This window comes from Salinarimonas rosea DSM 21201 (assembly GCF_000429045.1).
GTDB lineage: Bacteria > Pseudomonadota > Alphaproteobacteria > Rhizobiales > Beijerinckiaceae > Salinarimonas > Salinarimonas rosea.
The window spans coordinates 20,805-39,323 of sequence record NZ_AUBC01000010.1 but is presented as its reverse complement, the minus strand read 5'-3'; the positions used below and the strand labels follow the sequence as shown (position 1 = coordinate 39,323).

The following is an 18,519-nucleotide window of genomic DNA, read 5'->3' as shown; positions in this document are numbered from 1 at the left end:
CATTACTCTGCGCTGGCGCGGAAGACGAGATGGCAGCTGGTCTTCCGCTTAGCACTCGCGTAGCGAACCGAAGGAGGGGGGAAGCCCTCTCCTTCCACTCCGGCGAAGAGCACACCAGAATTCGGGCGCCCGGCAACGCTGCCGCGCACCCGACGCGGTCCTCACGCCGCAGCTTCCGCCGGCGCCTCGGCCCGCGCGCGGTCGATCATCGCGAACTGCGCGCGCGTCACCGCCGCCCAGTGGCCGAGATCGTAGGTCGCGACCTCCTTGGCCATGTCGGCCATGGCCGCCGCCGCCTCGTCCGCCGGGGTGGCGAGCGCGGTGTCGAGCGCGTTGTCGAGGGAGCGGTTCGAGTAGGGGTTCGTCAGCATCGCCTGCGGCAGCTCGACGGCGCAGCCGGCGAACTCCGAAAGGATGAGGACGCCCGGATTGCCCGCCTTCGACGCCACGTACTCCTTGGCGACGAGGTTGAGCCCGTCCCGCAGGGGCGCCGTGAGGCAGACGTCGGCGATCGCGTAGTAGGCGACGAGCTTCTCGAAGGGGATCGCCTGGCCGAACAGCACGACGGGCGTCCAGTCCATGGTCGAGAAGCGCCCGTTGATGCGCCCCACCAGGCCCTCGATGTCGCGCTGCGTGCCCTCGTAGACCGTCATCTGCGCGGCGGCCCGCACGGAGGTCGCGAGCATCTTCACCTTGCCGATCAGCTCGGGCCGGCGCTCGAGCAGGCGCTCGAAGGCGCACAGGCTCTCGACCATGCCCTTGGTGTAGTCCGTGCGGCCGACCGTCATGATCAGCCGCCGGCCGTCGAGCTCGTCCAGGAGCTGGCGCTGCAGCGCCTGGTTCTCCGGCGTCGCCAGGATCGAGTCGACGAGCGCGGCATTGCAGCCCACCGGGGCCACGCCGAGCAGCACGTCACGCCCCTCGAACGTCACCTTCGCCGGCACGTCCGGCTCGGAGAGCGCCATGCCGGGCGTCGCCAGCGGCGCGTCGACGGGCACCGGCTCGCCCATGGTCGCGCCCATCAGGGAGCGGGCGACCTCGGCGAAGTTGCGGGCGTAGCGCGGCAGGTGGAAGCCGACGAGATCACAGTCGAGCAGGCTGTTGATGATCTCCCGCCGCCACGGCAGGACGTTGAACACGTCCGGGCCGGGGAACGGCGTGTGGTGGAAGAAGGCGATCTTCACGTCGGGCTTGATGCGGCGCAGGTAGAGCGGCACGAGCCAGAGATTGTAGTCGTGGATCCAGACGAGCCCGTCGTCCGCGACCTCCTCGGCCGCGGCCTCCGCGAAGGCGCGGTTCACCTCGCGGAACGTCTCCCAGTCCACATTGTCGTAGCGATAGCGATCCGGGAACGAGTGCAGGATCGGCCACAGCGCCTCCTTGGAGGTGACGTGGTAGAAGCTCTCCACCTGCTCCTTCGTCAGCGGCAGCCGCGACACACGATAGTCGCCGAACGGGTCCTCGACGGTCACCACCTTCTCGAAGTCGACGCCGACCTCGGGATCGAAGGTCTTCCAGGCGACCCAGGAGCCGCCCTCCTCGCCGAGGTGGTTGAAGAAGCTCTTCAGCGTGGGGACGATGCCGTTCGGGCTCTTGTTCGTGCGGTAGTGGATCTTGCCGTCGATCGTCACCTCCTCGAGGGGCTGGCGATGATAGACGATGACGAGGGGGGATCCGCTCATGCCGTTTCTCCCGTGAGCTCGAAGTGGCGCAGCGCGTCGGCGATGCCGGCCGCGCCGGGATGGGGCGAGTGGTAGACGTGGGCGAGACCGCGGATGGCCCGCACCAGCGGCTCCTCGGAATTGCCGACGGCGACGGCGTTGAAGCCTTCCGCCAGCATGGCGTAGTCGTTCATCGTGTCGCCCGCGGCGAGCACCGTCGCCGGCTCGAGGCCGAGCGTGCGCACGAAGCGGCTGAGGGTCGTGCCCTTGTTCACGCCCTTGGGCACCACGTCGAAGAAGCGCCCGGCGGATACGATGCAGTCGAAGCCCGCGGCCTCGACCTTCTCGCGGCTGGCGGGGGTCAGCCGCGCGGGGTCGTAGTCGTAGCTGACCCGGTATCGGAAGGGCGTGTCCTGGACCATCAGGCCCGGCTCGTCGGCGAGCAGCGCGCGCACGCGCTCGCCCGCGTCGCCCCAGGCCTCGCGGATCGGCGCCTCGAACTCCTCCCAGGGCTGCAGCGAGACGCCGTCGTACACCGAGGTGCCGATGTCGCCGACGATGAAGTGCGGGCGCGGCATGCCGGGGGTCTCGATCAGCTCGGCGATGAAGTCGATGTCGCGGCCCGTCACGAAGACGAGGAGCGCGTCGTCGCGCTCCGACAGCGACCGGTAGAGCGCCGCGCGCTGCTCCTCCGAGCCGCCGAGGAAGGTTCCGTCGAGGTCGGTCGCGAGGACGAGGGACGGGGCGGGGTTCGTCGGGGCATTCATGCGGAGAGGCGCTCCTCTTCTTCCTCGATGCGGGCGGGGTGCGGCGTGGTCCAGTCGTCGCGGGCCCCGACCGCCTCGGGGTGGAGGTCGGCGAGCATCAGGCCCTTCATGGCCGCGTTGACCGGCGCGCCGTCGAGCATGGCGAGCACGGTCTCGCAGACCGGCATCGGCACGCCGAGCCGGCGGGCGAGCGCCACGACCGACTGCGCGTTCTCCGCACCCTCGACGACCGGGCCGTCGGCACGGCGCACCGCCGTCTCCCCGGCGCCGAGCGCCTTGCCGTAGCTGAAGTTGCGCGACTGGGTCGACGAGCAGGTGAGCATCAGGTCACCCGCACCGGCGAGGCCGAGCAGCGTCTCGAGCCGCGCGCCCACGGCGAGGCCGAGCTCGGTGATCTCGGCGAGGCCGCGGGTGATGATCATCGCGCGCGCGTTCGAGCCGAGCCCCAGCCCCTCCGCGACGCCGCAGGCGATGGCGATGACGTTCTTCGCCGCACCGCCGATCTCGACGCCGCGGACGTCGTCCGAGACATAGGGGCGGAACGATTCGCTCGCGAAGGTGACGGCGACGCGCGCGGCGAGATGGCCGTCGTGGAAGCGGCCGTCTCGGAAGCCGTCCTCGGCCGCCGCGACGGTCACGCCCGTCGCCATGTCGTGCGCGACCTCGCCCGCGAACGTCGGGCCGGAGAGGACCGCCATCTCGCGGCCGGGCATCACCGCCTCGATCACCTCGCTCATCAGGAGCCCGGTGTCGCGCTCGATTCCCTTGGCGCAGATCACGACCGGGACGTCCGCCCCGAGCAGCGGCTCGACCCGGCGCACCACCGTACGCAGGTGCTGCGACGGGCTGACCAGCACGACCAGGTCGGCGCCGGAGAGCGCCTCCTCCATCGCGTTGGTCACGAGGACGTCGTCGGGGATGTCGGCATGGGGCAGGAACGGGTTGCGGCGGTCGCGGGCGACCGCGTCGACCACGTGCTCCTCGCGCGCCCACAGCCTGACGCGCCGTCCGGCGCGCCAGGCGGTGAGCGCGAGCGCGGTGCCCCAGGATCCGCCGCCGACGACGGCGATGGTGTCGAAGACCGCGGGCCGCGTGTCCACGGTGGGGCGTGCTGCTGCTGTGTCGAACGTCAAGAGGCGGATCTCCTCTGGCAGGGGCGCGTCTGGCCTGGACGCGCGCGGCCGGGATGGGGCGCCACACAGTCGTGGAGCCCCGTCGAGATGCGCGCGCCGTGATGATGGTGGTCTAGATAGAGCACCGCACCGCAAAATGCAAATCCACCGGGTTGGCGGGATGAACGACACGTCACCGCGACGGAGGGAATGCTCGCGAATGTTCTCCAAGGGAACTTTCGGTCCGCTTCGTTCTACCAACGCTCTTGCCTCAACAGTCAAGCTTGCTGCCGAAATGTTGCTTTCCGTGCCGAAAGATATGGCAGCGCAGCACGATGCGATCAGCGGGGCTCCAGGCCCCGCCACCCTCTGGCGGCGAGCGCGGCGGAGGCTTCGTCGAGCCGCGCGAGCGCGCCGTCGAGGGCGCGCCGCTCGGCGGCGGAAAGCCCCGATTCGAGCGTGTCCTCGATGCCTCTCGCCAGGCGTGCGATGTCGGCGAAGGCGCCGGTCCCGGCGCGCGTGAGGGAAAGGCTCGCCCGGCGGCGGTCGCGCGTCGCGCTGGCGCGCTCGGCGAACCCGAGCTTCATCAGGTGGGCGATTGTCCGGCTCGTCGCGAACTGGTCGAGCCCCGCGGCCCGCGCGATCTCGCCCGCGCTGAGGCCCGGCCGGTCCCCGATCACGGCGAGCGTCCGCCAGGACGCCTGCGTCAGGCCGTAGGTCGGCCCGTAATAGCCCTCGAGCACGCCCGCGACGCGGGCGGAAACGATGAACAGCCGGTAGGGCAGCCATGCCTCCAGGGCCAGCGGGGACGCATCGAGCGCGGGATCTCGGGGCGCGGGATCTTCGGGCGGGGCGTCTTCGGGCGGGGCATCTTCCGGCATGGTGCTCTCGGCCTGGCTCGTCGGGCACGGCGCGCGGCGTCGGCGCGGCGCGCGGCGGGTGGTGCGTGAGCATGCCGCCGCACCGGTGATCATCGCAAGGGCAGGCTCTGCACATCATTCACTCTTTGCTTCGCAGGACGCATGCGATATGTTTGCATTCTGCAAGTTTATGGGAGGGAAGAGCTCGATGCCCGAGGATCGCGTCCCGAAGGACCACGGCGGGCGCGTCGCCGCCCTGATGTTCGCCGCCACCGCGCTCCTGTGGGGCTCCTCCGCGATCGTGACGACGACCCAGGCCGTGGCCGTGCCCGCCGCGCTGTCGGTCGCGTGGCGCATGCTGATCGTCTTCGCCGTCATGCTGGCGCTCGCAGCCGCGACGCGCACCCGGCTGCGGCTCTCGTCGGCGGACGCGCCGTACGTCGCCCTCCAGGGGGTGCTCTTCTTCGGGCTGAACTTCACCGCCTTCTACGAGGCGACGCGGCTCGTCCCCAGCGGCATCGCCGCGCTCGTCCTGTCGACCTCCGCCGTCGTGGCGGCGCTGCTGGCACGGCTCTTCCTAAACGCGCCCCTGTCCGGCCGCGCGCTCGTCGGCCTCGCCTGCGGCGTCGGCGGGCTCGGCCTCGTCTTCGCGCCGGAGCTCGCCCGGCTCGACGCGGGGGCGACCGGGAGCCTCGCGGGGCTCGGCTTCGCCTTCCTCGCGGCCGCCTCGACCGCCGCCGGCACCGTGGTCGGTGCCCGCAACCAGGCGCGGGGCGTGCCGACGCTCGCGACCATGACCTGGGGCGCGGCCGCGGGCGCCGCCTTCGCCATCGCCTGGACGGGCGCGACCGCCGATCGCCCGATCGTGCTGTTCGACCCGAGCCCGGCCTACGTCGCGGGCCTCCTCCACCTCGCGCTCGCGGCCTCCTGCCTCGCCTTCCTGATGTACTTTGCGCTCGTGCGGCGGCTCGGACCGGCCCGCGCCGCCTATACGCTCGCGCTGGCACCGCTGGTCGCGATCGTCGCCTCCGCGCTGTTCGAGGGGCTGGAGCCGACGCCGCTCGTCGTCGCCGGCGCGGCCGTGATCGTCGGCGGCAACGTCCTCGTGCTCGGCGGAGGGGCGCGCAAGGCCCCGGCGGAGCCCGCACGAAGCGCGCGCGGGCGGCGTGTCGCGGGTGCGCCCACCGGCATCTCTCTTGGCGCGGGCACGCGTTCTCCGCTATGACGCCTGCATGGAGCTGATCACCGACACCGACGGCCTCGCCGCCGCCTGCGCCCGCCTCGCCGAGAGCCCGTTCGTCACCGTCGACACGGAGTTCATGCGCGAGACGACCTACTATCCCAAGCTCTGCCTGATCCAGATGGCGAGCCGGGAGGAGGCGATCCTCGTCGACCCGCTGGCGCCGGGCCTCGACCTGTCGCCGTTCCTGTCGCTGATGGCGAACGAGAGCGTGGTCAAGGTCTTCCACTCGGCGCGGCAGGACCTGGAGATCGTCTGGATCCTCGGGCGGCTGATCCCGTCGCCCCTGTTCGACACGCAGGTGGCCGCGATGGTGTGCGGCTACGGCGATTCGGTGTCCTACGAGCAGCTCGCCAACGATCTCGCCAAGGCGCGGATCGACAAGTCCTCGCGCTTCACGGACTGGTCGCGCCGGCCCCTGTCGGAGGCCCAGCTCGCCTACGCGCTCTCCGACGTCACCCACCTCGTCGCGGTCTACGACGCGCTGGAGGCCAAGCTCGCCGAGACCGGGCGGCGTTCCTGGCTCGAGGAGGAGATGGCCGTCCTCACCTCGCCGGAGACCTACGCGGCCGAGCCGGAGGGCGCCTATCGCCGGCTGGCGGGGCGCGTGCGCAAGGCCCGCGAGCTCGGCGTGCTGATGGAGATCGCCGCCTGGCGCGAGCGCGAGGCGCAGACGCGCGACGTGCCGCGCCAGCGCGTCATGAAGGACGACGCCGTCGTCGAGCTGGCGATTACCCAGCCACGCGAGGCCGCGGCGCTCGGCCGGCTTCGCGCCCTGCCCAACGGCTTCGAGCGCTCGCGCGCCGCCGAGGCGGTGCTCGCGGCGGTGAAGCAGGGTCTCGACCGCGACCCGTCCACCATCGTCATGCCCGAGCGCCGGGGCGGGCGCGGGCAGACGGGGGCGACGGTCGACCTGCTCAAGGTGCTGCTCAAGGCCGTGTGCGAGGACGAGGGCGTGGCGACGAAGATCGTCGCCACGGTCGACGATCTCGAGGCGATCGCCGAGGACGACGCGGCGGACGTGCCGGCGCTGGCCGGCTGGCGGCGCACGCTCTTCGGCGAGCGGGCGCTGGCGCTCAAGCACGGCGGGCTGCTGCTCGGCCTGCGCGACGGCCGCGTCGTGGTCGAGGCCGCAGCCGAGGGCTGATCGCCCGCGGCGCGGCCCCGCGCCGTCACTGCTTCTTCATCTCCTTGTCGAGCTCCTCCTTCGAGGGCGCGACCTTGTCGGAGCGCAGGCCTGTCTTGTGCTTGTCGACGAAGTCGTCGGTCTGCGGGCGGTCGGTGCGCGCACCGGCCTGCGTCTGGCGCTCGTTGTGCTGGCGCAGCTGGTCCTGGCCGTGCAGCTCGTTGTCGCCCATCCGCTTGGACGCGAGCTCGTCCTCGCGGGTGACGGTCTCCGGCACGTCCGCGACGTGCTCGGCGTGGCGGACGGTGTCGTGCCCCATTCCCTTGCCGGCCTTCGCCATGGCGTTCTCCTTTGCGTGTCGTGCGTCGTCGCGGGGACAACGGCGGCGGTGGCAGCGGGGTTTCTTTCGTGGGGCTCGCGAGAGAATCCGCGGGTGGGCGCTCCGCTCTGCACTCCGACCGGCAGGACGACCTGGCGATCGGTTGGGGCATCCGGGCAGGGACCGCCGGCTTCTCGCACAGCCGGCCCGGTGATATAACCGGGTGAAACACGAGGAGGGTCTCATGGCCAGCGCAGCACAAGCCAGGGCATCTCGGAAGCATCGGCAGCGAGGCGCCGAGCGTGGTCTCGTGCGCGTCGAGGTTCAGGCGCCGAGCGCCGACGCCGCGCTGATCCGCGATCTCGCCCGCACGCTCCGCAGCGATCCGGAGCGCGCCGCGAATCTTCGTTCCACGATCCGTACCGCACTCGGAAACGAGAAGCGGATGTCGGCTCTGGAGGCCTTCGCCTCCGACCTGCCGGACGAGGACTTCGAGGGCGTCTTCGACCAGCCGCGGGACGACGAATGGCGCGAGATCGACTGGTGAGATTCCTCCTCGATACAAACATCCTCTCCGAACTGCGAAAAGGCCAGCGCGCCGATCCGCAGGTCGTGCGCTGGGCCGACGCGATCGACGCGGTAGAATTCGGCACCAGCGTACTCGTGATTGGCGAGATGCGTCGGGGCATCGAGCTCGCTCGCCGCCGCGATCAGCTTCAGGCTGCTCGCCTCGAGCAGTATCTCGAGAGGACAAGAGCGCGCTTCGATGGCCGCATCCTGCCCGTGACCGAGCCGATCGCGCAGCTCTGGGGCCGTTTAGGCGTCCCGGACCGTCTTCCGCAAGCCGACGGCATCCTGGCAGCGACGGCTATCGTTCACGACCTCGTGCTCGTGACGCGCAACGTGCGCGACGTCGCGCGCAGCGGCGCCAAGCTTCTGAACCCGTTCGTCTCGCCCGCATGACCATTCTCACATTCCCCCCATCTCCCGCACGATCGCCCACTCCGCCTCCGTCACCGGCTGCACGGACAGGCGGGAATTGTTGACCAGGATCATGTCCTTCAGCCGCGGCTCGGCCTTGATCGCGTCCAGCGTCACCGGCCGCGGCAGGGGCTCGACGGCCTTGACGTCGACCATGCCGAACCTGCCGGACGGGTCGGTGTGGTCGGGGTAGTACTCGCGGATCACCTCGACGATGCCGACGATCTCCTTGCCCTTGTTGGAATGGTAGAAGAAGCCGCGCTCGCCGATCCGCATCGCCATCAGGTTCTGCTTGGCGACGTGGTTGCGCACGCCGTTCCAGTGGGTGCCGGCCGCGCCCGCCTCGACCTGCTGCTGCCACGACCACACGTCCGGCTCGGACTTGTAGAGCCAATACGCCATCTTCCTCGCGCCCCCGTCCTCTCGTCTCAATCCTCGGCCTTCAAGGGCCGGCTCATCAAGGCGTCCATCGTCTCGTCGAGGCCGGCGCGCCCGGCGACGAGCCCGGCGACCGCCTCGGCGACCGGCATCTCGATGCCCCGCGCCCGCGCCATGGCGACGAGCGCCTCGGCCGTGGCGGCGCCCTCCACCAGCTTGCCGCCGGCGGCCTCCTCCACGGGCAGGCCGCTCCCGAGCCGCTCGCCGAAGGCGAAGTTGCGCGAGTGCGGCGAGGCGCAGGTGAGCACCACGTCGCCGAGCCCGGAGAGCCCCATCAGCGTCTCGGCCCGGCCGCCGTAGGCGCGGGCGAACCGCATCAGCTCGGCGAAGCCGCGGGCGGTGAGCGCCGCGCGGGCGCTCTCGCCGAGCCCCCGGCCGATCGCCGCGCCGCAGGCGATGGCGAGAACGTTCTTGCCGGCCCCGCCGATCTCGACGCCGCGCAGGTCGAGCGCGTGATAGACCCGCAGCGTCCGCCCGGAGAGCCGCGCCGCGAGGCCCGACGCGAGAAGCGGCTCCGGCGCCGCGAGCGTCACCGCGGTCGGCAGCCCGATCGCCACGTCGTGCGCGAAGCTCGGGCCGGAGAGGGCCGCCACCGGCGCGCCGGGCCGCAGATCGGCGACGACGTCGGAGAGGAAGAAGCCGGTGCGCCGCTCGATGCCCTTGGCGCAGATCACCAGCGGCGCGTGCACCGGCAGCACCAGCGCCAGCGCCTCGGTCACCTCGCGCACGGCCTGCGCCGGCACGACGAGGAGCAGCGCGTCGCAGCCGGAGAGCTCGACGAGCGCGCTCGTCGGGCGCACGGCGTCCGCGAGCGCGACGCCCGGAAGGTGGCGCGGGTTGGCGCGGGTCTCGGCCATGGCGCGGGCGTGATCCGGGTCGCGCGTCCAGAGCACGACGGGCGAGCCCGCCGCGGCGGCGGCGTTGGCGAGCGCCGTGCCCCAGGCACCCGCGCCGACGATGCCGAGCGGCGAGCCGGTCATGCGCCGGCCCCGGCGGGCGATCCCGGCGCCGGGGTATCCGGGGCGGGCACGTCGGGCGCGGGCGCCAGCGCGAGGGGCCAGCGGGCGCGGGCCGGCGCGTCGAGGTCGTCGGTCAGGCCGAGGCGGAAGCGCTCGAGACCGGCCCAGGCGATCATGGCGCCGTTGTCGCCGCACAGGTCGAGCGGCGGCGCGACGAGGCGCAGGCCCGATTCGGTGGCGAGCCGCTGCAGGCCGCGCCGCACCGCGCCGTTGGCCGCGACGCCGCCGGCGACGACGAGCGCGGAGGGGCGCGGCGCGATCGCCTGGAAGGCGCGCAGCGCCACGCGGGTGCGGTCGACGACGACGTCGACGATTGCCGTCTGGAAGGAGGCGCACAGGTCCGCCACGTCCTGCTCGGACAGGGGCGCGATGCGCTCGGCCTCGAGCCGCACGGCGGTCTTCAGGCCGGAGAGGGAGAAGTCGGCGGTGCGGCGCCCGAGCAGCGGCCGCGGCAGGGCGAATCGCTCGGGATCGCCGCCGCGCGCCATGCGCTCCACCTCCGGCCCGCCCGGATAGGCGAGGCCGAGCAGCTTCGCGACCTTGTCGAAGGCCTCGCCGATGGCATCGTCGATCGTGGCGCCGAGCCGTACGTAGTCGCCCACGCCGCGCACGGCGAGGAGCTGGGTGTGCCCGCCCGAGACGAGGAGCAGCAGGTAGGGGAAGGCGATCCCGTCGGTGAGCCGCGCGGTCAGCGCATGCGCCTCCAGGTGGTTGACCGCGATCAGCGGCTTGCCGGCGACGAGCGCCAGCGCCTTCGCCGTGGTCAGGCCCACGATCACGCCGCCGATCAGCCCCGGCCCGGCGGCGGCGGCGATGGCGTCGATGCCGTCGAGATCGGTGCCGGCCTTGGCCAGCGCGCGGGCGACGAGCCGGTCCGCGACCTCGACATGGGCGCGGGCGGCGATCTCCGGCACGACGCCGCCATAGGCCGCGTGCTCGGCGATCTGCGACAGCACCTCGTTGGAGAGGACGGCGCCGCGCCCGCCCTCGGCCAGGCCGACGACGGCGGCCGCGGTCTCGTCGCAGGTCGTCTCGATGCCCAGAACGCGCATGGTCGCCTCGCCGCCTCCGTTGTCGCACGGGCTCGGGGTGGATCGTGCCTTCCCCGAACTTCCGCGCCCCGTCCGCCGCACCTATAGTCCCCGCCCGCGCCGAAGGGAACGCGCGCGAGGGGAGAAACACCGACATGAGCACCGGCGCGGCGCGCGACACGAGCACGGCCTTCGTCATCGGAACCCGCGGCAGCCCGCTCGCGCTGGCCCAGGCACGGGAGACGCAGAAGCGGCTCTCGGAAGCGCTCGGGATCGAGCCGGAGCGCTTCCCGCTCGAGGTGATCAAGACCTCCGGCGACATGATCCAGGACCGCGCCCTCTCGGAGGCCGGCGGCAAGGGCCTGTTCACCAAGGAGATCGACGAGGCCCAGCTCGCGGGCCGGGTCGACGTCACCGTCCATTCCGGCAAGGACCTGCCCAACGACCTGCCGCCGGGCCTCGTCATCGCCGGCTTCCTGCCGCGCGAGGACGTGCGCGACGCGCTGATCTGCAAGGGGGCGACCTCCTTCGAGACGCTGCCCCCCGGCACCGTCGTCGGCAGCGCCTCGCTGCGGCGCCAGGCGCTGGTGCGACGCCTGCGGCCCGATCTCGAGGTGGCGCTCCTGCGCGGCAACGTCGGCACCCGGCTCGCCAAGATCGAGGCGGGGGAGTACGGCGCGACGCTGCTGGCCATGGCCGGGCTCAACCGGCTCGGGCTCGCCCACCTCGCCGCCGCCGCGCTCGATATCGACGCCTTCCTGCCCGCGGTCGCGCAGGGCGCCATCGCTATCGTCGTGCGCGAGGAGGACGAGGCGGCGCACGCGGCCGCAGCCGCCGTCTGCCACGCACCGACGGGCACGCAGCTCGCCGCCGAGCGCGCCTTCCTCGGCGTGCTCGACGGCTCCTGCCGCACGCCGATCGCCGGTCACGCTCGCCTCGACGGCGACCGCATCCGGCTCAAGGGCCTCGTCCTGCGCCCGGACGGGTCGGAGGCGGTGGAGGACGAGGGCGAGGCGCCGCTCGCCGACGCCGCCCGCCTCGGCGCCGACCTCGGCGCGCGGATCAAGGCCCGCCTGCCCGCCGGCTTCTTCGCGGGGCATGCCGGGTGAGCGCGCAGCCGGCATCGGCGCCGCTCGTGCTCGTCTGCCGGGCCGCGGAGGACGCGCGCCGCACCGCGGCACGGCTCGAGGCGGAGGGCTTCCGCACGCTCGTCGCGCCCCTGATCGAGACCCGCGCCACCGGCGAGCCGCCGCCGGAGGGCCCGTTCGACGCCGTGCTGGTGACGAGCGCGAAGGCCGCGCCCTTCCTCGAGCGGGCGCCCATCGATCTCGCGCGCACGCCGATCCTGGCGGTCGGCGATCGGACGGCCGAGGCCGTGCGCGCCGCGGGCGGGCGCGACGTGGCGACCGCCGAGGGCGACGCCGTCTCGATGATCGAGCGGGTGCGCGAGACGTTCTCCCCCGGCACGCGCTTCCTCCATGTCGGAGGGCGCGATCGGAAGGCGGAGCCGGACGCGACCCTGCGCACGTCCGGCTACGTCGTCGCCACCTGGCCCGCCTACGAGGCCGCGTCCGTGCCGCTCGACGAGACGGCGCGGGCGGCGCTCGCGGCGGGCGCGGTCGACGCCGCGCTCCACTATTCCCGCCGCAGCGCGACGCTCTTCGTCGCGGCTGTGGCCGGCGCCGGGCTCGCCGATCGCCTGCCCGGGATGCTCCACGCCGCCATCTCGCCGGACGCGGCGGAACCGTTGCGCGCGGGGGGCGCGCGGCGGATCGCGATTGCGGCGGAACCTTCGGAGAGCGCGCTGCTTCGCGTTTTTGCGGACGCCGCGAGCTTGGCCTTTGGAGCAAGATGTCGCGCCGCGCGTTGAACCAATGCTAAGGTTCGAGGTGCCACCCGGGCATCCGACGGTGTAGACCGACGAGACGAGCCGCCGCGTTCCCCGCGCGGTGATACCAGGCGGAAGGACGACGTGACGAAGAGACCCTCCTCCCGAGCGGGCCGCAACGAGCGGCCCCAAGGCAACGCGTCGCGCAAGCCGGAGGCTGCCGCCGACGGCGCGGCCGAAGCCGCTCCGCAGGCGCCAGGCTCCGCGCCGGCGACGTCCGCGCCGAAGACGTCCGCGCCGTCCTCGACGCTCATCGTCACCGACGAGAAGCGCATCGCGCCCGCGCCTCCCGCCGCGAAGCCCGCGGCCGCCACGGCCGAGCCCCCGGGCGCGACCGCCGCCGAGGCGTCGCCCGCCGGTGCCCCGCCCCCCGAGGTCGCGGCCGCACCCGAGCCGGCGCGCGACGCGTCGACCGCCGCTTCCGCCGCTTACACCACCCCCGCCGCGACGCCGCCCGCCTCCGCCGACGAGATCGCCGCCTCCGCCGCCGTCGAGGCGCCGCGGCAGGCGCCGGTCGAGGAGCAGCGCGGCGGGTCGGGCGGTCTCGTCGCCGCGATCGTCGCCGCCGTGGTGGTCGCGGGCCTCCTCGTCGCCTACGACGCCCTCTTCCGGGAGGGCGCCGACACGGCCGCGATCGAGGAACGGATCACCGTCGTCGAGACTCGGGCGACCGAGGCGCGCGAGAGCGCCGAGGCCGCGCGGCAGCAGGCCGAGACCGTCGCGCAGACCGCGCCGGGCGCGCAGGAGGCGATCGCCGAGATCGAGAGCCGCCTCGCAGCGGTCGAGGAGACCGCCCAGGCCGCCGAGGAGACCGCGGCCGCCGCACCCGGCGTCGAGCGCATCGCCCAGCTCGAGGACCGGATCGCCGCCCTCGCGACGCGCATCGACGAGGAGATCGCCCCGCGCCTCGAGAGCCTCGGCTCGGAGGTCGGGCGCATCGACGAGGCGACCGCAGCCGCCGAGGAGGCGCGGAGCGCCGTCGGCGAGGCTCAGGCCCAGATGCGGGCGCTGCGCGAGAGCGTCGCCGCGGAGGCGCAGGCCACGCGGCAGGCCTATCTCGGCATCACCGCGGCGAACGCCATCGCCAGCGCGCTCCCCGCCGGCACGCCGTACGCGAGCGCGCTCGGCACGCTGCAGGCGACGGGCATCGACGAGGGCATCGTCGCCGATCTCGCGCCCTTCGCCGAGACCGGCGCACCGACGGCCGAGGAGCTGCACGCCGCCTTCGCCGAGGTCGGCCCGCTCGTGCGCCGCGCCTTCACGCCCGAGGACCCGACGCAGGACGGCGTCGGTTCTTTCTTCGAGGGCCTGTTCGCCCGCGCCGTGCGCGTGGAGCCCGTCGAGGGGCTCGAGACCCCCGGCGAGCCGGCGCTCGATCCCACTGCGACCGTCGCGCGCGCCCTGGCGCTCGGCGAGCTCGAGGCGGCGCTCGCGGCCTGGCGGGAGCTCCCGGAGGCCGGGAAGGACGCGTCGCGCGATTTCGCCGATCTGCTCGAGGCGCGCATCGCGGCGGGCGAGGCGGCCCGGTCGGCCGTCGAGGCGGCCAGCGCGGCGCTCGCGCCGCAGGCACAGTAAGGAAGACACGATCATGTGGCGCGTTCTCCTCTACCTCGCCGTCGTCGCCGCGCTCGCCGCCGGCGCCATCTGGCTCGCGGACCAGCCCGGACGGGTGGCGTTCATCTGGGACGGCGTGAGCTATTCCGTCGGCCTCGCGTTGGCGGCGATCCTGCTGCTCGTCGCGGTGCTCGCGTTCCTCCTCGTCGAGGCCCTCGTGCGCTGGCTGTTCCGGGCGCCCGAGAAGATGGCGGAGGCCTCCGTCGCCCGGAAGCGCCGCAAGGGCCTCGTCGCGCTCTCGCGCGGCATGGTCGCCGTGGGCGCCGGGGACGAGGCCGCGGCGCGCCGCTACGCCCGCGAGGCGCAGCGCTGGCTGCGCGCGGACGAGCCCCTCGTGCTGCTGCTGCGCGCCCAGGCGGCGCAGATGAGCGGCGACCGCCACGAGGCCGAGAGCGCCTTCCGCGCCATGGCCGAGAACGACGAGACCCGCGTGCTCGGCCTGCGCGGCCTGCACGTCGAGGCACGCCAGCGCAACGATCGCGACGCGGCCCTCGCCTACGCGCAGGAGGCGGCGCGCCTCGCCCCCGCCGCAACCTGGGCGAACGAGGCGGTGCTCGAGTCCCATGTCGCCCGCGGCGACTGGGCGGGCGCGCTCGACGTCGTCGAGCGCCGCGCCGCGCTGGGTCTCGTCGACAAGGCGACCGCCAAGCGCCAGCGCGCCGTGCTGCTCGCGGCCGACGCGCTCTCGCGCGGCGAGAAGGACGAGGAGACCGCGCTGCAGAAGGCCAAGGAGGCGCTGCGCCTCGCGCCGGACCTCACGCCGGCGGCGGCTCTGGCCGGGCGGATCCTGTCGAAACGGCTCGAGCTGCGCAAGGCGGCGAAGATCCTGGAGACGGCCTGGAAGACGACGCCGCACCCGGAGATCGCGGACGTCTACACGCATCTGCGAATCGGCGATTCGACCCACGACCGGCTCAAGCGCGCCGAGCGGCTGGCCACGCTCTCGACCTGGTCGGTCGAGGGTCGGCTCGCGCTCGGCCGCGCCGCGCTCGACGCCCGCGACTTCGCGCGGGCGCGCCAGACCATCGAGCCGCTCGTCGGCGAGCGCCCCAGCGTGCGCGTGTGCCTTTTGATGGCGGACATCGAGCGGCTCGAGCACGGCCCGACGGTGAAGGTGCGCGAGTGGCTCGCGCGCGCCGTCCACGCCCCGCGCGACAAGGCCTGGGTCGCCGACGGCATCGTCTCCGACCGCTGGGCGCCGATGTCGCCCGCGACCGGCCGGCTGGACGCCTTCGAGTGGAAGCAGCCGCCGGAGGTGCTCGGCGGGGCGGGGACGACGGTGGTCGATTCGGTCGTCGGCGATCTCGACCAGCGGCCGGACGACGCGCTCGCGTCGCTCGAGGCGCCGGTCTACCACGGCGCGACGCTCGCCCCCGTCGCCAAGGCGCTGCCGCCGCGCACCGAGGACGCGCAGGTTCTGGCTCCGGAGCCGAAGCCTTCGGTGGAGCCGGCGGTGGAGCGTGCCGCGGAGCCGGAACCGAAGCCTGCCTCCGAGCCGGCGCCGGCGACGCCGTCGCCCGTGGTCGCTCCGGCGGCCGTCGCGACGGGGGCCGAGCAGCCGGTGCGCCCGGCACCCGCAGCGGCTCCCGCTCCCACGCCCGCTCCGGCTCCCACGCCTGCTCCGGCAGCCGCGCCGGCAGCCGCGAGTTCCGGCTACGCCGCGCGGCTCGTGCCGCAGCCCCCGCCCGAGCCCGCCCCGCCGCCCCGTCCGCAGCCGGTTCCGGTCGCCGAGCCGGCGCCCGCGCCGTCTCCTGCGCCCGTTGCCGAAAAGCGGTTCGACCCGATCCGCCGCGAGACCCCGGCGCCGGCCCCCGCGGCGGTCACGACGGGGAAGGCCGAGCCGTCCGCGACGCAGCAGCCGGAGCTCCACGCCGGCGCGGTCCCGGCCCCTGGTGCCTCCCCTGGTGCCTCCCCCGGTGCCTCTGCCGGCCCGACGCCGCCCCGCGGCGGCTGGATGAGCCGCGAGCGCGCCGAGCTCGACTCGGCGCTCGCCGCCGGGCGTCGCGTCGAGGAAACGCCGGCCCCCGCCCGCGCCCCCGCCTCCACCGCGGCGTCCGCGCCCGAGGAGAGCGAAACGCCCGCCTTCGCGGGGCGCGCGCCGGACGATCCCGGCATCGAGGACGAGCCCAAGCCGCGGCGTTTCCGCCTGTTCGGCTGATCGACCGGCGGCCCGCGGCGCGCGAAAAAGGCGCCGCGGGCCGCTTGCCAACCGCGCCGGCTGCCTTTATGGAGGGCGCCTCGAAAGCGTCCGGCACCACCGCGGTGCCGCGCCTTCAGCCGCAATAGCTCAGGTGGTAGAGCACGTCATTCGTAATGATGGGGTCGGGGGTTCGAGTCCCTCTTGCGGCACCACTTTCCCACTTGTCCTGCCCGAGACGCGGGTGACTCCGAGACACGGATGACCCGGTGCTCCGCCGGCGACGCCCGCGGGCCAAGCCGGTCGTCGCGTCTTGCGCCCGGACGCAGGACCCTCGGCACGTCGATCGTGCCGTCTCTCGACACAGCGCCACGACACGGGTGAGCGCACCGGGGCGAAGCCGTGCAGGGTCGCGTCGCGCAAGCACGAGCGCCGACGCCGCCCGCTTCAGCCGGATACGGGCACCGCCGCGTCGACCACCCGGGCCTCGATGCGGGTGCGGCCGCCCCACGCGTTGCGGGTCAACGAGGCCGCGACGTGGAGTGGTCTCCCCTGCGCCTCGAGCAGCGCGCGGCCGAGGGGCTCCTCGGCGCAGCGGAAGGCGATGGCGTCGATGGTGCGTCCGTCGCCCGCCGAGAGCGTCGCCTTGACGTGGCCCGTGCCGACGACGAGGGCGCGGGTCACGCGGTGGGCGGCGAAGGCGAAGACGGGCTCGGGGCAGCCCGCGCCGAAGGGGCCCGCCTGCTCCAGCGCCGCGAGCAGGTCCGGCGTCGCGCCGCCGGCGGTGAGCCGCGCATCGACATCGAGCGCGTCCCCCGCCATGGCGGCGGCGACGGGGTCGGCGAGACGCTCGGCGACGAAGGCCCCGAAGCGGGCGAGCCCGTCGACGGCGACCGTCGCGCCCGCCGCCATGGCGTGCCCGCCGCCCTTGGCGGCGAGCCCCGCCTCGACCGCGGCACGCACGGCACGGCCGATGTCGGCGCCGGGCACCGAGCGGCCGGACCCGGTCGCGAACCCCTCGGGCGACGGCGCGCCGAAGGCGAAGGCGGGGCGGCGGAATCGCTCCTTCAGCCGCGCCGCGACGAGGCCGACGATGCCGGGATGCCAGTCGGCACCCGCGACGACCAGAACCGGCGCGTCCGGGGCGGCGCCGAGGCTGCGCTCGGCCTGCGAGACCGCCTCCTCCAGCGCCGCCGCCTCGATCACCTGCCGCTCGCGGTTGTTGCGGTCGAGCGCCTCGGCCATGCGGGCGGCCTCGAGCGGATCCGTGCAGCCGAGCAGCCGCGCGCCGAGCGAGGCATCGCCGACGCGCCCGCCGGCGTTGATGCGGGGGCCGACGAGGTAGCCCAGATGCCACGCCTCCGGCGCCGCCGTGAGGCCGGCCGCGTCGAGGAGCGCGGCCAGCCCCGGCCGGCCGCGCCCGCGCATCACGGCGAGGCCCTGGCGCACGAAGGCGCGGTTGAGCCCCACGAGCGGCACCACGTCGGCGGCGGTGGCGAGCGCCACGAGGTCGAGCTCGCCCATCAGGTCCGGCAGCCGCCCGGCGAGCGACGGCTCGCCGCGCAGGCGCCGCGCCAGCGCGACGAGGGCGAGGAAGACGACGCCCGCCGCGCAGAGGTGGCCCAGGCCGGAGAGGTCGTCCTGACGGTTCGGGTTGACCAGCGCCGCGACGGCGGGCAGCGCCTCCGGCGCCTGGTGGTGGTCGAGGACGACGACGTCCATGCCGAGCCGCGCCGCCTCGGCGAAGGGCTCGTGGCTCGCCGTGCCGCAATCGACCGCGACGAGGAGCCCGGCCCCGGCCTCCGCGAGCGCCCGGATCGCGCCGACATTGGGGCCGTAGCCCTCGGTGATGCGATCGGGGATGTGGATCTCCGTCGCGACCCCGAGCGCGCCGAGGAAGCGCGCGAGGAGCGCGGCCGAGCAGGCCCCGTCGACGTCGTAGTCCCCGAAGATCGCCACGCGCTCGCGCCGCATCACCGCGCGGGCGAGCCGCTCGGCGGCGGCGTCCATGGCGACGAGGGTCGAGGGGTCGGGCATCAGGTCGCGCAGCCTGGGCGCGAGGAAGCCCGGCGCCTCCTCGAGCGCCACGCCGCGGCCGGCCAGGACGCGGGCGAGGGCGTCGGGCAGGCCGTGCGCCTGGGCGATCGCGGTGGCGACGAGGCTGGTTCGCGCGTCGAGCCGCTCGCGCCAGGGCCGGCCCGTGATCGAGCGGGCGACCTCGAGCACGGCCCGCGGGCCGTCCGGGTCCGGTGCGACCGGATGGTCGCCGGCGTGGCGGCCATCGATGCGCGCTGCGGTGTCGAGCATCCCGTCCTCGTCTCGCTCC

The 18,519-nt window shown here is 74.1% G+C and carries 16 protein-coding genes and 1 tRNA gene; 8 read left to right on the top strand and 9 right to left on the bottom strand.

Annotated features, from left to right (window positions below; translation table 11 throughout):
* Positions 1–161 precede the first annotated feature (161 nt).
* The 4 genes from ggpS to G407_RS0107980 form a co-directional block, all read right to left on the bottom strand.
* Positions 162–1,682, bottom strand: a complete 1,521-nt coding sequence (ggpS, locus tag G407_RS26430) for a glucosylglycerol-phosphate synthase (RefSeq protein ID WP_043539258.1) — start codon at positions 1,680–1,682, stop codon at positions 162–164.
* Positions 1,679–2,428: an HAD-IIB family hydrolase gene (locus G407_RS0107990; protein WP_029030394.1), complete on the bottom strand. Its 750-nt coding sequence runs from the start codon at positions 2,426–2,428 to the stop codon at positions 1,679–1,681. Before G407_RS0107990 ends, ggpS begins: the two co-directional genes overlap by 4 nt.
* Positions 2,425–3,561: an NAD(P)H-dependent glycerol-3-phosphate dehydrogenase gene (locus G407_RS26425; RefSeq protein ID WP_245259052.1), complete on the bottom strand. Its 1,137-nt coding sequence runs from the start codon at positions 3,559–3,561 to the stop codon at positions 2,425–2,427. Before G407_RS26425 ends, G407_RS0107990 begins: the two co-directional genes overlap by 4 nt.
* Positions 3,562–3,881: 320 nt before the next feature.
* Positions 3,882–4,421, bottom strand: a complete 540-nt coding sequence (locus G407_RS0107980) for a MarR family winged helix-turn-helix transcriptional regulator (RefSeq protein WP_052341090.1) — start codon at positions 4,419–4,421, stop codon at positions 3,882–3,884.
* Between the two features lie 187 nt (positions 4,422–4,608).
* On the opposite strand from G407_RS0107980, the gene G407_RS26420 reads away from it, so the two are divergent.
* Both G407_RS26420 and rnd read left to right on the top strand, forming a co-directional pair.
* On the top strand, positions 4,609–5,625 hold the full coding sequence (locus G407_RS26420) for a DMT family transporter (RefSeq protein WP_084327387.1): 1,017 nt from the start codon (positions 4,609–4,611) through the stop codon (positions 5,623–5,625).
* Between the two features lie 7 nt (positions 5,626–5,632).
* Positions 5,633–6,787, top strand: a complete 1,155-nt coding sequence (rnd, locus tag G407_RS0107970; RefSeq protein WP_029030392.1) for a ribonuclease D — start codon at positions 5,633–5,635, stop codon at positions 6,785–6,787.
* A 25-nt stretch (positions 6,788–6,812) separates the two neighbouring features.
* Here rnd and G407_RS0107965 read toward each other — a convergent pair whose 3' ends face one another.
* Positions 6,813–7,106, bottom strand: a complete 294-nt coding sequence (locus G407_RS0107965; RefSeq protein WP_029030391.1) for a hypothetical protein — start codon at positions 7,104–7,106, stop codon at positions 6,813–6,815.
* A 522-nt stretch (positions 7,107–7,628) separates the two neighbouring features.
* Between G407_RS0107965 and G407_RS0107955 the strand changes: the two genes are divergently transcribed.
* Complete coding sequence (locus tag G407_RS0107955; RefSeq protein WP_029030389.1) at positions 7,629–8,048, top strand: type II toxin-antitoxin system VapC family toxin; 420 nt, start codon at positions 7,629–7,631, stop codon at positions 8,046–8,048.
* Positions 8,049–8,054: 6 nt separating this feature from the next.
* Here the strand turns inward: G407_RS0107955 and G407_RS0107950 are convergent, their stop codons facing one another.
* The 3 genes from G407_RS0107950 to tsaD are packed head-to-tail and all read right to left on the bottom strand — an operon-like array spanning position 8,055 to position 10,575.
* Entirely contained in the window at positions 8,055–8,468 is a 414-nt protein-coding gene (locus tag G407_RS0107950) for an EVE domain-containing protein (protein ID WP_029030388.1), read from the bottom strand.
* A 26-nt stretch (positions 8,469–8,494) separates the two neighbouring features.
* The gene (locus tag G407_RS0107945) at positions 8,495–9,484 is read right to left on the bottom strand and encodes an NAD(P)H-dependent glycerol-3-phosphate dehydrogenase (RefSeq protein WP_029030387.1); all 990 of its coding nucleotides are present in this window, start codon (positions 9,482–9,484) and stop codon (positions 8,495–8,497) included.
* Positions 9,481–10,575 (bottom strand): tRNA (adenosine(37)-N6)-threonylcarbamoyltransferase complex transferase subunit TsaD, encoded by a 1,095-nt coding sequence (gene tsaD / locus G407_RS26415; protein ID WP_052341089.1) that lies wholly within the window; start codon positions 10,573–10,575, stop codon positions 9,481–9,483. The genes G407_RS0107945 and tsaD overlap by 4 nt, the downstream gene beginning before the upstream one ends.
* Before the next feature lie 134 nt (positions 10,576–10,709).
* Between tsaD and hemC the strand changes: the two genes are divergently transcribed.
* The 5 genes from hemC (at position 10,710) to G407_RS0107915 (ending at position 16,408) form a co-directional block, all read left to right on the top strand.
* Positions 10,710–11,663, top strand: coding sequence for a hydroxymethylbilane synthase (gene hemC, locus G407_RS0107935; RefSeq protein ID WP_043539256.1), 954 nt, complete (start codon positions 10,710–10,712; stop codon positions 11,661–11,663).
* Positions 11,660–12,424, top strand: coding sequence for a uroporphyrinogen-III synthase (locus G407_RS26410; protein WP_052341088.1), 765 nt, complete (start codon positions 11,660–11,662; stop codon positions 12,422–12,424). The genes hemC and G407_RS26410 overlap by 4 nt, the downstream gene beginning before the upstream one ends.
* A gap of 102 nt (positions 12,425–12,526) precedes the next feature.
* Positions 12,527–14,017, top strand: a complete 1,491-nt coding sequence (locus G407_RS0107925) for a COG4223 family protein (protein WP_029030385.1) — start codon at positions 12,527–12,529, stop codon at positions 14,015–14,017.
* A gap of 13 nt (positions 14,018–14,030) precedes the next feature.
* Positions 14,031–16,214, top strand: coding sequence for a heme biosynthesis HemY N-terminal domain-containing protein (locus G407_RS26405; protein WP_156917506.1), 2,184 nt, complete (start codon positions 14,031–14,033; stop codon positions 16,212–16,214).
* 118 nt (positions 16,215–16,332) lie between these two features.
* Positions 16,333–16,408, top strand: a tRNA-Thr gene (locus G407_RS0107915).
* Between the two features lie 232 nt (positions 16,409–16,640).
* Here the strand turns inward: G407_RS0107915 and recJ are convergent.
* A complete protein-coding gene (gene recJ, locus G407_RS0107910; protein WP_084327386.1) occupies positions 16,641–18,500 on the bottom strand; it encodes a single-stranded-DNA-specific exonuclease RecJ in 1,860 nt (619 codons plus the stop codon).
* Between the last annotated feature and the right edge of the window lie 19 nt (positions 18,501–18,519).

Excerpts from the sequence above, each read along its gene's own strand:
- ggpS (WP_043539258.1), bottom strand. The coding sequence starts at position 1,682 with ATGAGCGGATCCCCCCTCGTCATCGTCTATCATCGCCAGCCCCTCGAG.
- G407_RS0107990 (WP_029030394.1), bottom strand. The coding sequence starts at position 2,428 with ATGAATGCCCCGACGAACCCCGCCCCGTCCCTCGTCCTCGCGACCGAC.
- G407_RS0107980 (WP_052341090.1), bottom strand. The coding sequence starts at position 4,421 with ATGCCGGAAGATGCCCCGCCCGAAGACGCCCCGCCCGAAGATCCCGCG.
- G407_RS26420 (WP_084327387.1), top strand. The coding sequence starts at position 4,609 with ATGCCCGAGGATCGCGTCCCGAAGGACCACGGCGGGCGCGTCGCCGCC.
- rnd (WP_029030392.1), top strand. The coding sequence starts at position 5,633 with ATGGAGCTGATCACCGACACCGACGGCCTCGCCGCCGCCTGCGCCCGC.
- G407_RS0107965 (WP_029030391.1), bottom strand. The coding sequence starts at position 7,106 with ATGGCGAAGGCCGGCAAGGGAATGGGGCACGACACCGTCCGCCACGCC.
- G407_RS0107950 (WP_029030388.1), bottom strand. The coding sequence starts at position 8,468 with ATGGCGTATTGGCTCTACAAGTCCGAGCCGGACGTGTGGTCGTGGCAG.
- G407_RS0107945 (WP_029030387.1), bottom strand. The coding sequence starts at position 9,484 with ATGACCGGCTCGCCGCTCGGCATCGTCGGCGCGGGTGCCTGGGGCACG.
- tsaD (WP_052341089.1), bottom strand. The coding sequence starts at position 10,575 with ATGCGCGTTCTGGGCATCGAGACGACCTGCGACGAGACCGCGGCCGCC.
- hemC (WP_043539256.1), top strand. The coding sequence starts at position 10,710 with ATGAGCACCGGCGCGGCGCGCGACACGAGCACGGCCTTCGTCATCGGA.
- G407_RS26405 (WP_156917506.1), top strand. The coding sequence starts at position 14,031 with ATGTGGCGCGTTCTCCTCTACCTCGCCGTCGTCGCCGCGCTCGCCGCC.
- recJ (WP_084327386.1), bottom strand. The coding sequence starts at position 18,500 with ATGCTCGACACCGCAGCGCGCATCGATGGCCGCCACGCCGGCGACCAT.